The sequence below is a fragment of the Ruegeria sp. CDSA020 genome, assembly GCF_059612345.1.
On the sequence record NZ_JBXWQK010000005.1, the window covers coordinates 187,507 to 201,417 of the forward strand.

Sequence of the window (13,911 nt, forward strand, 5' to 3'; positions counted from 1 at the left end):
AACAGCCGCGAAAGGCCCGCCCAATGAGCAGTGAGCATTATACACCCGCCGTGAACCCTCTGCCGCCCGTGGTGGTGGCTTTGTGTGTGTTCATCATGGGGGTTGAACTGGCATTTACTCTAGGTACGCGCGGGATCATTGGGGGGCCAACTGCTGTAGGCTGGCGCCTGGACGCTTTGCAGCACTATTCGTTTTCGCCGGATATCTTCGACTGGATGGTGGAAAACGGGCGCTGGCCGTTCGAGCATCTGATCCGCTTTGTCACCTATCCGTTTGTATCCGGCACGTTCACGCAGGCCATCTTTGTCTGCGTCTTTGTGCTGGCCATGGGTAAAATGGTGGCCGAGGTTTTTGGTAGCGTTCAGATGCTGGTGATCTTTGTGCTGTCGGGCGTGGGTGGTGCGCTGGCTTATGCACTGTTGCTGGATCCGCGCTTTCCGCTGGTGGGTGGGTTCCCTCCGGTCTATGGGCTGATCGGAGCGTTTACGTGGATACTCTGGCGCAAGCTGTCGCTGGTGGGTGAGAACCAGTCACGCGCCTTCAGCCTGATCGCCGTTTTGATGGGCATTCAGTTGTTGTTCGGCCTGCTGTTTGGCGGAACGCTGGACTGGGTGGCTGATCTGGGCGGTTTTGCCACTGGTTTTGCCCTGTCGTTCCTGGTTGCTCCGGGTGGGTGGGCGCGAATCGTCAGGCGTATTCGGCGCGACTAATCAGGATCGACGTAGAGCCTTCCTGAACTCGGAAAGTTTGAATGCACCAATCAGGTGGCCGAGCAGGAAATACGTAACTGCAGCAACGATGATCAAGCCGAGCAGTGCCAGGTAACGCCAGCCTTCCAGGGCAAAGGCCCACCCAAACAGCTCAATAGCGGCATACAGGACAGCTCCCATCCCTAGGGACGCCGCAATGATCCGCCATGCCCTGTTCTTGAACCGGTCGTCAAACTGCGCTTCTTCCCCCATTTTTCGCGCGCCCAAGGCCAGCAGTCCAACCATGGCCCATCCGGCCACCGAGGCGGCAATCGCCGGTGCGAACCATCCCACCAACGGATACAGCCCGAAAGCCAGTGCAGCGTTCACGACCATCGCAAACACTGCATAGTGAAAGGGCGAGCGTGTATCTTCACGCGCGAAATACAAAGGCTGCAACAATTTCTGCAGCATGAACGCGGGCAGGCCGATGCCATAGATCGCCACGGCAAGTGCGGTGGCGGCGGTGTCTTCGGGGGTGAACTGTCCGCGCTCGAACAGAACCGAGACCAGCTGGGTAGGGATGAGCACAAAGGCAACGGTCGACGGGATGGTCAACAGCAACGTAAACTCACCTGCGCGAGAAAACGCATCGCGGGCGCCCGACTTGTCCCCAGCGCGCAGGCGGCGAGATAGATCGGGTAACAGGACGATGCCGACGGCGATGCCCACGACGCCCAATGGCAACTGGTACAAGCGATCCGCTGCAAACAACCAGCTGACGGCCTTTTCGGTTTTCGAAGCAACCAGCTGGCCCACCACCAGATTGACCTGTGTAACCCCCATGGCCAAGGCGGCCGGAACCGCAATGCGGACCATGTTGCGCATTTCAGGGCTGAGTTTCGGCAGGCCCGGGCGGATACGGATGCCCGCACGTTCGGTTGCAATCCAGACCAGCGCTAGCTGCGCAACACCAGCGATGGGGATGACGGCGATCAGCCAACGGATGACTTCTCCGCCTGATATAGCGCCGGCGATCAGTGCTGTGCAGGCAAAGATGTTCAGTAAAATCGGCGCGGCGGCGGCAGCCGCGAAACGGCCGGTTGCGTTCAGCACGCCCGAGAACAGCGCCGCTAGCGACATGAAAAAGATGTAGGGAAAGACCACATATCCATAATCCACGGCAAGGTCGAAGCGGTCGTCACCGTAAAAGCCCTCGGCCGTCAGCCAGACCAGGCCAGGCATGAAAACCATCGCCAGCCCGACCAGCGCCAGCACCGCCACGGCCAGCAGGTTGAACGCGTCCTGTGCAAAGCCTTGCGCGTTTTCCCCGCCTTCGAGCCGTTTGGAAAACATTGGCACAAAGGCTGCGTTAAACGCACCTTCGGCAAAGAAGCGGCGGAACATGTTGGGCAGGCGAAAGGCGGCGACGAATGCATCCATTACTGGCCCGGGCCCGATGTAGGCGGTCAGCAGGATTTCCCGCAGAAAGCCCAGAATACGGCTGGCCAGGGTCCAGAACCCGACAGTGAACAGGCCTGAAAACAGCCGGATCTGTTTCATGAGACCGCGCGCTCGGCGCCTTCGGAGATGGCCTTGCGCAGCTTGGCCTCAAGCCCGCGCTGCTTGCTTTCCGAGTGATATTTCAACCCAAACATATCCTTGACGTAAAAGGTGTCCACCACTTGTTCGCCATAAGTCGCGATCACCGCATTGGCGATATAGACATTGGCGGCAGCAAGCGTTCGTGTCAGATCATAAAGCAGGCCGGGCCTGTCCCGGGTATCGACCTCGATGATCGTGTAGATCTCGGACCCGTCATTGTCGAAGATGATATGGGTCGGCACGTTAAAGGCCCGTTCGCGTTTCTTGATCTTGTCGCGTGATTTAAGGGCATCCCGCGCCACGACCTCGCCTTTAAGGGTCTTGTGGATCATCTGTGTCAGGCGCGGCAAGCGGCTGGCCTCGAACGGGTGGCCATCGGCGTCCTGAATCCAGAACGCATCGGTGACATAGCCGTCTTTGGTGGTGTAACTGCGCGCATCAACCACATTGGCCCCGACCAGCGCCAAAGCGCCTGCGATACGGGCAAAAATGCCGGGGTGATCACCCATGGCAAAGCAGGCCCGCGTCGCATCGCGGTCTTCATCCGGGTGCAGACGGATTTCCATCGCGCCAGCATCACCGCTGCGGTCCAGCTCTTTCAGCATCTCGGCAAATTCTACATGGGTCGAAAGGTTCAGGCCCTGCCAATAGGGGTCATAGTGCCGACCCGTCTCGGTTTTGAGGGCGGCTTTGGTCCATTCCGCCAGCTCGGCCCGCAACGCCTTTTTGGCACCGGCACCGCGATTGGCACGGTTGAGGTCTTCCATCCCGGTCTCAAGCGCGCGCTTGGTTTCTGCATGCAGCGCGCGTAGCAGGGTGGCTTTCCAGTTGTTCCAGGTGTTGGGTCCAACGCCGCGAATGTCGCAGACGGTCAACACGGTCAGTAGGTCCAACCTTTTGACCGTTTTCACGGCCTTGGCAAAGTCGCGCACCGTGCGCGGGTCGGAAATATCGCGTTTCTGCGCCATGTCCGACATCAACAAGTGATACCGCACCAGCCATTCCACGGTTTCTGAATCCGATTTGTTCAGACCCAGCCGAGGTGCAATCTTGCGGGCCATCTGTGCGCCCAAAATCGAATGATCCTCGGGTCGCCCCTTAGCAATGTCATGGATCAGCAGGGCAACATACAGAACCTTGCGATTGACCCCTCCTTCCAGGATTGAAGACGCCAGCGGCAGGGATTCCCCCAACTCTCCGCGTTCAATCTGGGCCAGATTGACGATGCACTGAATGGTGTGCTCATCCACCGTATAGCTGTGGTACATGTTGAACTGCATCATCGCCACGATGTGTTCGAACTCGGGCAGAAAGGCCGACAGCACCCCCAGTTCGTTCATGCGGCGCAGGGCGCGTTCCGGGTTGCCGTGTTTCAGCATCAGGTCGAGAAAGATGCGCCGCGCCTCTTTGTCTTCGCGCATGTCGTCATCAATCAGGTTCAGGTTGGCGCTGACCAGCCGCATCGCGTCCGGGTGGATCAGCATGCCGGTGCGCAGACCTTCCTCGAACAGGCGCAGAAGGTTTAGCTTGTCCGCCAGAAACTTGTTCGGGTCGGCTACGTCCAGACGTCCATGGACGACTTTGTATCCGGCTTTGATCCTGGGGCGGCGGCGGAAAATACGCTCTAGCAGAGGCGCGCCTTTCATATGCGTCGCCTCGAGTTTGGTCAGAAAGATGCGCGTCAGCTCGCCAACCTTCGTGGCCTCGCGGAAATAGCGCTGCATAAACACTTCGACCGCCCGACGACCGGCCCGGTCTTCGTATCCCATACGGGAAGCGACCTCGACCTGCATGTCAAAGGTCAGTTGTTCGGTTGCGCGCCCGGTCACCAGATGCAAATGCGAGCGAACGGCCCACAGGAAATCCTCAGCTTCCACAAAAGTGCTGAATTCCTCGGGGGTGAACAGACCCAGCGGTACCAACTCGGCCACGTCCTGAACGCCGTAAATATATTTGGCAATCCAGTAGAGCGATTGCAGGTCGCGCAATCCGCCTTTGCCCTCTTTTACGTTGGGTTCGACCATATACCGCTCGCCCTGTTTCAGATGGCGCGCGTCGCGTTCCTGCAGCTTGGCCTCGATGAACTGGCGCTCAGTGCCATTGAACAGATCGTCTTTCAGGCGCGTTTCCAACTCATTTGCCAGATCGGCGTCGCCAGCCAAATAGCGCTGTTCCAACATCGCGGTGCGAATGGTGAAATCCTCGGATCCCAGGCGCAGGCAATCCTTGATGGTGCGCGAAGAATGCCCGACCTTCAGCCGCAGATCCCACAGGATATACAACATGGATTCGATCACACTCTCTGCCCAGGCAGTGATTTTGTAGGGGGTCAGAAACAGCAGATCGACATCCGAGGACGGGGCCATTTCCCCGCGCCCATAGCCGCCCACTGCCAGCACGGCCATTTTTTCACCCTGTGTCGGCGTGGCCAGCGGGTGAAGCTCGCGACTGGCCACTTGCATCGCGGTGCAGACCAGCCCGTCGGTCAGGTAGGTATAGGAATGGGTCAGCCTCCGCGCGTCGAATGGATCGCGGACAAAGGCATCGGCGATTGCCTGACGACCGAATTTCTGGACGTTGCGCAAAATCCGCACGGTTTCGCCGCGCCTTTCGGCGTTATCAGATGTCTTGTCGAAGGCCTCTGACAGCTGTGCCATAACGGCTGCGCTGTCAAAGATTTCTTCGGGCTGGCAAATCAGGTCACCCCTTGGGATGAGTGTCAGAGCCAGCCGATCAGAATCCGGCGCCAGAGAAGCTTTGGGGGGCAGGGTCAATCACAACCACCTGTTTGTTCTGGATCGTGGCAATGGCCAGACCACGTTCATTCGTACCGTTGGGTCGCAGACGGAAGATACCGCCAACGCCCTGAAAACCGGGGTTCTGAGTTAGGGCAGATGCGGTCAGAGCGTCGGATTTGCCCTGGCTGACCAAGGCAGCAATCGCGGCTATGCCATCATAGGCTAGGCCACTGATCGGATGTGGTGCCTCGCCATATGTGTTGTTGTACCGCTGACGATAAGCCTGTGCCTTGGATGGGTCCGGCAATGCGAACCAGCCACCCTGAACGCCTGGCAGTTCCAGTGTCTGGGCCGGGATGTCCCAGCGGGTCAGGCCCATATATTGCGTGGATGCCGGGGAGACGCCCGCTTCTGGTAGAAGCTGGGAATACAGCGGCAACGCCCCTGCAGTGGTCGAAGTCAAAAAGATCGAATCCGCCCCCGAGGACGCCACAGTAGCCTTGATTGTCGGCACCGAGTTGATGACCCCCTGCTGAGAGCGGTCATAGCCGACCGTGCCTGCATTACCCACTCGGCTGTTGCTCAGCGCGGTTGCAATAGCCGATTGTCCAAGCCGCCCGGCGGCATCGTTGCTATGCACGATGACCGTTCCGGTCTTGCCGCGCGAACCGGCATAGTTGACCAACCGGTTGGCGGTGTTTTCAAAAGTGGGGCCGAGCACGAAGACATTGCCGCCTGCGATGCTGGTATTGTTCGAAAACGACAGCAGGTTGACCTTGTTGTTCAGTACCGCAAGACCAGCTGAGTTTGCCGCCTGGGCGTAGACTGGACCAATGATTATCTTTGCGCCGTCTGCCACGGCTTGCTGCGCGACTGTTGCGGCGGTACCCGAATTGCCCCGGGTGTCGTAGACCCGCAAATCAATCTGTACATTCTGCAGATCGGACATCGCCAGGCGGGCTGCGTTTTCAAGGCTACGCGCCAGTTCAGCATCCCCGGAATTTCCAGATCCGGCCGGAACCAGCAAAGCAACCGGCACAGGTTTTGAGGTGTTGATCGACGGGCCTCCGCCGATACTGCTGACGTCACACGCCGCCAGAATGGTCGCGGTGGCCAAGACGGCGGCTGCACGCGCCAACTTGCGAACGGGCTTGCAAACGGTAAACATCTAAATGAAAACTCCCTGATCCGGCGGCTTGGGATGCTGCCATTATTTGCGCCGCGATAATAGACGTCACGCTGTGAGGGTCCAGCTTTGAATTTTCAAAAAGTCAAATTGGGCACGGGCCTGTATTTTGTTGCCACTCCGATCGGGGCGGCGCGCGACATTACGCTCAGGGCGCTAGACGTGTTGGCGTCGGCGGACATGATCGCCGCCGAAGACACGCGCAGCCTGCGCCGGTTGATGGAGATTCACGGCGTTCCGCTCGAAGGGCGCCGCATCCTGGCCTATCATGATCACAGTGGTGTAGGCGCCCGCGGCAAGATACTTGATGCGCTGAAAGAGGGGAAATCAGTGGCTTATGCGTCCGAGGCCGGGATGCCGTTGATCGCGGACCCGGGATATGATCTGGGACGACAGGCGGCCGAGGCGGGGCATACTGTCACCTGCGCGCCGGGGCCGTCCGCCGCGCTGATGGCGCTGACGCTGGCCGGTTTGCCGACGGATGCCTTTTTCTTTGCGGGGTTTTTGCCCAATGCCTCAGGCGCGCGCCGGACGCGGATCGAGACGCTGCGAGATGTGCCTGGGACGTTGGTATTTTATGAATCTCCGAAACGTGTGGCGTCCTGTCTGTCGGATCTGGCCGAGGTTCTAGGGGAAAACAGGCAGGCCGCGATGTGCCGCGAATTAACCAAGAAATTCGAAGAAGTTCGGCGCGGGTCGTTGGCAGAGCTGGCAGAAGAATTGGCGAGTCAGACGGTCAAAGGCGAAATTGTTCTGCTGGTAGACCGTGGGGCTTCGGAAACTGTTAACGATTCAGACATAGAAGAGGCTTTGATACGCGCCCTGGAAACTCATTCATTACGCGATGCGGCGGATTTGGTGTCGCAGATGTATAAACTGCCGCGTCGACCGATCTATCAGAAGGCGCTGAAACTCGGGAAAGGGTAAGATGACCTCACGCACTGTCCGAAGTTCGGTTTCTTATCATGCGGGTCAGGCGGCGGAACAGCAGGTTGCGGCAGATTACGAGCGGCGGGGATATTCCATAGCACATCGCCGTTGGCGCGGGGCAGGGGGCGAGATTGATCTTATCGTCCGCAACGGCGACGGATTGGTTTTCGTCGAGGTCAAGAAAAGCACAAGCTTTGAGATGGCTGCTGCCCGGATCAAACGGCGCCAGATGGACCGTATCTGTGCCTCGGCCGCCCAATTTCTGGAAGAAGAACCCAACGGTCAGCTGACAAATGTTCGGTTTGATGCGGCTTTGGTGGATGCGTTCGGCGCGGTGCAAATCATCGAAAACGCCTTTGATCAGGTCTGACCCCATTGAACCCCCGGCCTGGCTGGGCCATGTATCTGGCGTGAAACTGAGGGACACGCCATGAAAATTGCCTTTCAGATGGACCCGATCGGGGCCGTGGATATCAATGCCGACAGCTCATTCCGTCTGGCCGAAGAGGCACAGGCGCGCGGGCATACGCTGTTCTTCTACAGCCCTGACAAACTGGCTTATCAGGAGGGCCGGATCACGGCCCGCGGCCACGATATGACGGTGCAGCGCGTGGCTGGAAACCCGGCAGAATTGGGGCCCGAGCGCGAGGTTGATCTGGCCGAGTTCGACGTGGTCTGGCTGCGTCAGGATCCCCCGTTTGACATGCACTATATCACTTCTACCCACCTGCTGGACCGGCTTAAGGGACAGGCGCTGGTGGTAAATGATCCATTCTGGGTTCGGAACTATCCCGAAAAACTCCTGGTGCTGGATTTCCCTGATCTGACGCCACCGACAACCATCGCCCGCGATCTGCAGACGATTAAGGCGTTCAAAGAAAAGCACGGCGATATTATCCTGAAACCGCTTTATGGAAATGGCGGTGCGGGGGTGTTCCGGTTGGATGGCAACGACCGGAACCTGACATCTTTGCACGAGTTGTTCACCGGGTTTTCGCGCGAACCTCTGATCGTTCAGAAATTCCTGCCCGATGTCAGCAATGGCGACAAACGGGTCATTCTGGTGGACGGTCAGGCTGTGGGTGCAATCAACCGTGTTCCCGCCAAAGGTGAAACACGATCCAACATGCATGTGGGGGGACGGCCCGAAAAGGTTGGTCTGACGGATCGCGATCTTGAGATTTGCGCAGCCATTGGACCTTTGTTGAAGGAAAAAGGGCAGGTTTTTGTTGGTATCGATGTAATCGGCGATTACCTGACCGAGATTAACGTGACTTCGCCAACCGGAATTCAGGAATTGGAACGATTTGATGGCGTGAACATCGCAGAAAAGATTTGGCAGGCCATCGAAGCCAGGCTTTAAGATGCAATATTGGCGCTGATGCGAAAGCTCAGCGCCTCGGCCACATGGGGTCTTCGGACATCTGATGCGCCGTCCAGATCGGCGATGGTGCGCGCGACCCGCAAGATGCGGTGAAAGGCGCGCGCTGACAAACCAAATTTCTCAGCCGCTTTCAACAGCAGCTCTTTTCCTTCGGCATCCGGCGCGGCGATTTCTTCCAGCACATTGCCCTCAACATCCGCATTCTGGCGCGCGGACGTTCCAGTGTATCTTTGCGCTTGAACCGCACGCGCCTGCTCGACACGCGCGGCAACTGTGGCCGAACTGTCCCCGGATGAAGGCAGGTCAAGGTCGGTGAACCCGACCGGAGGTACCTCGAACCTCAGGTCGAACCGATCTATCAGCGGGCCTGAAATGCGCCCCAGATAATCCTCGCCGCAGACCGGCGCACGCGAGCAGGCCCGCGCCGGATCTGTCAGGTAGCCGCATTTGCAGGGGTTGGCGGCGGCAACCAGCATAAAGCGGCAGGGATATTTCACATGCGCATTGGCACGTGCAATCATGACCTCTCCGGTTTCGATGGGTTGGCGCAGGGTTTCCAGAACGGTTCGTGGGAATTCGGGAAATTCGTCCATGAACAAAACCCCGTTATGGGCTAATGAGATTTCTCCTGGTTTGGCTCCTTTCCCTCCACCAACAATGGCCGCCATCGATGCCGTATGATGCGGCTCGCGAAATGGTCTGGTGCGGCTGATGCCGCCTTCGTCAAGCAGGCCGCACAGGGATTGGATCATCGAGGTTTCAAGCGCCTCGGCCGGTGTCAGGGGCGGTAAGATCCCCGGCAGGCGCGCGGCCAGCATGGATTTCCCGGACCCCGGCGTGCCGATCATCATCAGGTGGTGCCGCCCTGCGGCGGCAATCTCCAACGCGCGTTTCGCCCGCTCCTGCCCTTTGACATCGCGCAGGTCGCGGGTGCTGCGGGAAAATTTGACCTCGCCGGGCAGGGCAGCGGGCAAAGGGGCTTGGCCCGAGAAGTGGCGGACAACATCGCCCAAAGATTCAGCGCCGATCACCTGAGTAGCGTCAACCCAAGCCGCCTCGGCGCTGGAGGCCCGAGGGCACAGCAGGGTTCGGTCCTCGGCCGCGGCGGTCATCGCGGCAGGAAGCGCCCCGACAACAGGCACAAGAGACCCGTCCAGTGACAATTCCCCCAGTGAAACGGCCCCTTCAGCCGCGTCCTTGGGAATGATTTCCAGGGCTGACAGCAGAGCCACCGCAATGGGCAGGTCGAAATGGCTGCCTTCTTTGGGCAGGTCAGCGGGGGATAGGTTGATGGTGATACGCTTTGACGGTAGGGCAATGGCCATCGAGCTTAGCGCGCTTCGGACGCGATCGCGGGCCTCTGAAACTGCTTTGTCGGGCAGGCCGACGATGGAAAAGGCAGGCAACCCCGGTGAAACCGCGCATTGCACCTCGACCGGGCGGGCGTCGACACCTTGAAAGGCGACTGTATGAGAACGAGCGACCATGAACGACCTGCTTGGTTAACAGGTCGTTACTGGCACGCCGCCGGTTTAGGAATCGTTAACGGCGCTGACCATCTGAGTGAATTTCGGCCATGCCTCCGGATCGGCGAGGGTTTTGTCGCGGCAGAACCGATTGCAGAATCCCCAGCGCTGACCGTCCAGGTCCAGAAAATCTGTGACGGGCTCTTCGGAATAGGGGCAGGTCTGGTTGACCGAGGGACCGCTCTGGGCGGCCACAGCAGACGATGCCCCGCCGATTGGCCAGGGATCCGATTGAAGGTCCAGCGAATACGGGAAAGGGTCGTACTGGACTGTCAGACCCATCGCACGCCACTGCCTGACAACCGGATCCGACAGGAGGGTCAGGCAATAGTCCCGGTTGGCGTCCGAAACAGGCAGCCCATAACCGATGATCCGCGCGGCAACGGGCGTGTAAAACACATCCACCAAAGAATATGTACCGAACAAAGGGCCGGTGTTCGCCCCAGACACTTGGCGCGCATGATCCCAAAGGGTTTCGATCCGGCGCAGGTCAGAAAGCGTTTCGGCCGCCGGTTCGAACCCCTTCCAACTATGAAGCAGCTGCATCGCGCATTCCCCGCGGAGGGCTGAAAATCCGGCCACCATCTCGGTGCAAAGCCACCGTGCAGTGGCGCGGGCAGCCGCGTCAGAGGGCCACAATCCGACCTGTGGGTGGCGCTCAGCCAAGGTCTCGGCCATGGCAAGGCTTTCACCAACCACAGTTCCGTCTGGCAGGCGCAGAGCAGGCACCAGACGCGCCGGGAACAGGGGTTTCATATCCTCGGCCATAGTGCCTGAATAAAGGCCGATCATGTGGTTTCGATAGGGCAGGTCGAACTTCTCCAGCATCAACCAACCACGCAAGGACCAACTGGAAAACAGGCGGTCTCCGATAAACAAATCATAGGTCATGGGTCTAGGATGACTCAGGCTATTCAATCCGTAAAACAGAGATTTGTGCGCGGCCTGATCACGGGCAGTGATTGATCCGACCGACCGACCAACGGTCGCCGTGATGAGTAATCTCAGTCACGGAAAGATTGTCGATCCGGTGGCCGAAAGCCTCTTGCGCGTCCACATCCATGGCACGCTGGACCTGTGTCAGGATGACGCCGAAATGGGCAACAATGATCAGGTCCTGGCCGGTGTGATCGCCAATCAACCTGTCAATAACCGCGTTGACGCGGGCTCGGACTTCATTCCAGCTTTCGCCGTTTGGCGGGCGAACTTCACCGGGATTGTCCCAGTAGGCGAAGGTTAGTTCGGGGTCTTCGGCCTCGATTTCCTCGAAGCCCCGCAATTCCCAACTGCCAAAATTGATCTCACGCAGGTCGGGGTGGTGGGGCAGGCGGTGCCGGGTGCCCTGTACCGCCGAAGCCGTGTCAGCGGCACGGCACAGGTCGGATGAGATCAACAACCCGTTGGCCGGCAGGTAGCTTTGTAGCCGACCAATGGCGGCGTGGTCGCTTAGGTCAGCAGGCAGATCGGACCAGCCGACCATGGTTTTGGCATGGGTCGGACCATGCCTGACTAGATGCAGACGCGTCATGGCAGTTGCCCTTTCAACACCACAGGAAGCCCGGCGGTAACCTGAACCACCAGATCAGCCTGCGCGGCGAGCGCGATGTTCAAGCGGCCTTGCGCCTCGCGGAACTGACGAGACAGGGCGTTGCCCGGGACGATCCCGTGGCCAACCTCGTTCGAGACGATGACGACCGGGGCAGGACAGTCTCGTAACGCATCAAGCAGTGCTGTCTGGGCCTGCTGCAGGTCGTGTTCCGCCAGCAGGTGATTGGTTAGCCACATGGTAGCACAATCTATCAGACAGATCTGATCCTGGGTCAGCTCGGCCAGGGGTGCGCCAAGGTCCAGGGGGGCCTCGATCGTGTCCCAACCGCTGCCGCGCTGTGAGATATGGCGGTTAACCTTATCGCGCATCTCATCATCAAACACTTGTGATGTGGCCAGATAAACGCGGCTTTTACTTGATGAAACAACAAGTTGCTCGGCGAATGCCGATTTGCCTGAGGCTGCTCCGCCCAGCACAAAGGTTAAATCCGAACCCACGATCATTACCTTTTAAGTGATCCACCTGGTGTTGTTCTGCGTATCGACCATGGGTCGGCAAGGCAAGCCCGGGCCGCGCCAGCGAAAAAGGGAGATTTCCATGGCACTGGACAGCGCAAACGATTTCTCGATGTCGCGCAGGGCGATGAAGGCCGAGTTACTGGATGCAGAAACCGAGTTGAAGCTGGCCTATGCCTGGCGTGACCAGCGTGATGAAAAGGCGCTTCACCGGTTGATCACGGCCTATATGCGGTTGGCAATTTCGATGGCGGCCAAGTTCAAACGTTACGGCGCGCCGATGAATGATCTGATCCAAGAGGCCGGATTGGGTCTGATGAAGGCCGCTGACAAATTTGACCCGGATCGCGGGGTTCGGTTCTCGACCTACGCCGTCTGGTGGATCAAGGCGAGTATCCAGGACTATGTAATGCGAAACTGGTCAATGGTTCGGACCGGGTCCACCTCTGCCCAGAAATCCCTGTTTTTCAACATGCGTCGCGTCCAGGCCCGGCTTGAACGCGAAGCGGCCACTGATGGGATGGCGCTGGACCGTCACCAGTTGCACCAGATGATAGCAGCCGAGATCGGTGTTCCGTTGCGCGACGTTGAGATGATGCAAGGCCGGCTGGCAGGGTCGGATTTCTCGTTGAACGCTGTGCAATCCACGGATGAAGACGGGCGCGAATGGATCGACGCGTTAGAGGATGACCGGGAACAGGCCGCTGAAACCGTTGAAAACAAGCACGACACCGAACAGTTGCGCGAATGGTTGGTGATGGCGATGCAAGCCCTCAACGACCGAGAGCGCTTCATCGTGCGCGAACGCAAGCTGCGTGAACCGGTGCGCACACTGGAAAGCCTGGGTCAGGAACTGGGCCTGTCGAAAGAGAGGGTGCGTCAGCTTGAAGCCGCGGCTTTTGTAAAAATGCGTAAGAACCTTGAAGCTCAATCGCGCGAGGTGCAACACTTCATCGCATGAAACAGATTGCGATTCTGATGTGTACGCTGATGGTTATGGCTGGGTCCGGTCATGCCGATGACCTGATCCCTGACGATGTCGCGGCCGCGATGCGAATGGCAGACGTTGTTTTGTTGGGCGAAACCCATGACAATCGCCGCCATCATCTGGTTCAGGAACAGGCGATTACATTGATCGACCCCTCCGCCGTGGTCTGGGAAATGGTCACCGAGGAAGGCGCGCAGCGCCTGGCGCAAAAAGCGGCGTCCGATCCCGAAGAACTGTCACGCATCCTGCGTTGGGCGGAATCCGGCTGGCCCCCTCTCAGCCTGTATTACCCGATCTTTCAGGCCACGGATGCGCCGGTCTATGGCGCAATGGTCCCGCGTAAGGCAGCGCGTACAGCGATGGAACGTGGCGCTGCAACTGCGCTAGGCGCTGACGCAGCGCGATTTGGGTTGACCGTACCTCTGTCAAAGGCGGAACAGGCGGCGCGCGAGGCTGACCAGATGGCGGCGCATTGCGATGCGTTGCCGGAAAGCGCTCTGCCGCAGCTGGTTGCGATCCAAAGGTTGCGCGATGCGGTGCTGGCACGGGCCATATTGCGTGCCGTTGACGAAACTGGTGGCCCGGTTGCAGTTATCACCGGAAATGGCCACGCACGAAAGGACCGCGGTATTCCGACATTCCTGTCGCGTCTGCGTCCGGGTCTTAAAGTGTATGTCCTGGGTCAGTCTGAAGACGGTACGATCCAAGGGGACTATGATGCAGTCATCGACAGCCCGACCGCGGACCGAGAAGACCCCTGCCTGGCCTTTCAACCGCAGAATTAACCGCTGGAACTGTCGG

At 58.9% G+C, this 13,911-nt stretch carries 13 protein-coding genes; 6 read left to right on the plus strand and 7 right to left on the minus strand.

The window, feature by feature from the left end:
• Window positions 1-23: 23 nt before the first annotated feature.
• The gene (locus AC2FJW_RS10460) at window positions 24-710 is read left to right on the plus strand and encodes a rhomboid family intramembrane serine protease (RefSeq protein WP_496696394.1); all 687 of its coding nucleotides are present in this window, start codon (window positions 24-26) and stop codon (window positions 708-710) included.
• Here the strand turns inward: AC2FJW_RS10460 and murJ are convergent, their stop codons facing one another.
• The 3 genes from murJ to AC2FJW_RS10475 are packed head-to-tail and all read right to left on the minus strand — an operon-like array spanning window position 711 to window position 6,200.
• Window positions 711-2,252: a murein biosynthesis integral membrane protein MurJ gene (gene murJ, locus AC2FJW_RS10465; RefSeq protein WP_496696392.1), complete on the minus strand. Its 1,542-nt coding sequence runs from the start codon at window positions 2,250-2,252 to the stop codon at window positions 711-713. It abuts the gene before it with no gap.
• Complete coding sequence (locus tag AC2FJW_RS10470) at window positions 2,249-5,068, minus strand: [protein-PII] uridylyltransferase (RefSeq protein ID WP_496750022.1); 2,820 nt, start codon at window positions 5,066-5,068, stop codon at window positions 2,249-2,251. The genes murJ and AC2FJW_RS10470 overlap by 4 nt, the downstream gene beginning before the upstream one ends.
• Window positions 5,028-6,200, minus strand: coding sequence for a penicillin-binding protein activator (locus AC2FJW_RS10475; RefSeq protein ID WP_496750023.1), 1,173 nt, complete (start codon window positions 6,198-6,200; stop codon window positions 5,028-5,030). Before AC2FJW_RS10475 ends, AC2FJW_RS10470 begins: the two co-directional genes overlap by 41 nt.
• Window positions 6,201-6,287: 87 nt before the next feature.
• On the opposite strand from AC2FJW_RS10475, the gene rsmI reads away from it, so the two are divergent.
• Genes rsmI through gshB form a run of 3 tightly spaced genes read left to right on the plus strand, consistent with a single transcriptional unit; the run spans window position 6,288 to window position 8,511 of the window.
• Window positions 6,288-7,145: a 16S rRNA (cytidine(1402)-2'-O)-methyltransferase gene (gene rsmI / locus AC2FJW_RS10480; RefSeq protein WP_496750024.1), complete on the plus strand. Its 858-nt coding sequence runs from the start codon at window positions 6,288-6,290 to the stop codon at window positions 7,143-7,145.
• Window position 7,146: 1 nt separating this feature from the next.
• Window positions 7,147-7,518: a YraN family protein gene (locus tag AC2FJW_RS10485; protein WP_496750025.1), complete on the plus strand. Its 372-nt coding sequence runs from the start codon at window positions 7,147-7,149 to the stop codon at window positions 7,516-7,518.
• 60 nt (window positions 7,519-7,578) lie between these two features.
• Window positions 7,579-8,511 (plus strand): glutathione synthase, encoded by a 933-nt coding sequence (gshB, locus tag AC2FJW_RS10490; protein WP_281995201.1) that lies wholly within the window; start codon window positions 7,579-7,581, stop codon window positions 8,509-8,511.
• On the opposite strand, the gene AC2FJW_RS10495 is transcribed toward gshB, so the two are convergent.
• The 4 genes from AC2FJW_RS10495 to cobU are packed head-to-tail and all read right to left on the minus strand — an operon-like array spanning window position 8,508 to window position 12,104.
• Window positions 8,508-10,019, minus strand: coding sequence for a YifB family Mg chelatase-like AAA ATPase (locus AC2FJW_RS10495; protein ID WP_496750026.1), 1,512 nt, complete (start codon window positions 10,017-10,019; stop codon window positions 8,508-8,510). The two genes, gshB and AC2FJW_RS10495, sit on opposite strands and share 4 nt — an antisense overlap.
• A gap of 45 nt (window positions 10,020-10,064) precedes the next feature.
• Window positions 10,065-10,949, minus strand: coding sequence for a glutathione S-transferase (locus tag AC2FJW_RS10500; RefSeq protein WP_496750027.1), 885 nt, complete (start codon window positions 10,947-10,949; stop codon window positions 10,065-10,067).
• Between the two features lie 58 nt (window positions 10,950-11,007).
• Complete coding sequence (locus AC2FJW_RS10505) at window positions 11,008-11,586, minus strand: histidine phosphatase family protein (RefSeq protein WP_496691771.1); 579 nt, start codon at window positions 11,584-11,586, stop codon at window positions 11,008-11,010.
• On the minus strand, window positions 11,583-12,104 hold the full coding sequence (gene cobU / locus AC2FJW_RS10510) for a bifunctional adenosylcobinamide kinase/adenosylcobinamide-phosphate guanylyltransferase (RefSeq protein WP_496750028.1): 522 nt from the start codon (window positions 12,102-12,104) through the stop codon (window positions 11,583-11,585). Before cobU ends, AC2FJW_RS10505 begins: the two co-directional genes overlap by 4 nt.
• A gap of 100 nt (window positions 12,105-12,204) precedes the next feature.
• On the opposite strand from cobU, the gene AC2FJW_RS10515 reads away from it, so the two are divergent.
• Together AC2FJW_RS10515 and AC2FJW_RS10520 are read left to right on the plus strand one after the other, a co-directional pair.
• Window positions 12,205-13,083 carry an RNA polymerase factor sigma-32 gene (locus tag AC2FJW_RS10515; RefSeq protein ID WP_142635576.1) on the plus strand — a complete coding sequence of 293 codons (879 nt, stop codon included), beginning with the start codon at window positions 12,205-12,207 and terminating at the stop codon, window positions 13,081-13,083.
• The gene (locus AC2FJW_RS10520; RefSeq protein WP_496750029.1) at window positions 13,080-13,895 is read left to right on the plus strand and encodes a ChaN family lipoprotein; all 816 of its coding nucleotides are present in this window, start codon (window positions 13,080-13,082) and stop codon (window positions 13,893-13,895) included. The genes AC2FJW_RS10515 and AC2FJW_RS10520 overlap by 4 nt, the downstream gene beginning before the upstream one ends.
• Window positions 13,896-13,911 lie beyond the last annotated feature (16 nt).

Excerpts from the sequence above, each read along its gene's own strand:
- murJ (WP_496696392.1), bottom strand. The coding sequence starts at position 2,252 with ATGAAACAGATCCGGCTGTTTTCAGGCCTGTTCACTGTCGGGTTCTGG.
- AC2FJW_RS10500 (WP_496750027.1), bottom strand. The coding sequence starts at position 10,949 with ATGACCTATGATTTGTTTATCGGAGACCGCCTGTTTTCCAGTTGGTCC.
- AC2FJW_RS10515 (WP_142635576.1), top strand. The coding sequence starts at position 12,205 with ATGGCACTGGACAGCGCAAACGATTTCTCGATGTCGCGCAGGGCGATG.
- AC2FJW_RS10485 (WP_496750025.1), top strand. The coding sequence starts at position 7,147 with ATGACCTCACGCACTGTCCGAAGTTCGGTTTCTTATCATGCGGGTCAG.
- AC2FJW_RS10505 (WP_496691771.1), bottom strand. The coding sequence starts at position 11,586 with ATGACGCGTCTGCATCTAGTCAGGCATGGTCCGACCCATGCCAAAACC.
- AC2FJW_RS10475 (WP_496750023.1), bottom strand. The coding sequence starts at position 6,200 with ATGTTTACCGTTTGCAAGCCCGTTCGCAAGTTGGCGCGTGCAGCCGCC.
- AC2FJW_RS10520 (WP_496750029.1), top strand. The coding sequence starts at position 13,080 with ATGAAACAGATTGCGATTCTGATGTGTACGCTGATGGTTATGGCTGGG.
- AC2FJW_RS10495 (WP_496750026.1), bottom strand. The coding sequence starts at position 10,019 with ATGGTCGCTCGTTCTCATACAGTCGCCTTTCAAGGTGTCGACGCCCGC.
- AC2FJW_RS10460 (WP_496696394.1), top strand. The coding sequence starts at position 24 with ATGAGCAGTGAGCATTATACACCCGCCGTGAACCCTCTGCCGCCCGTG.
- gshB (WP_281995201.1), top strand. The coding sequence starts at position 7,579 with ATGAAAATTGCCTTTCAGATGGACCCGATCGGGGCCGTGGATATCAAT.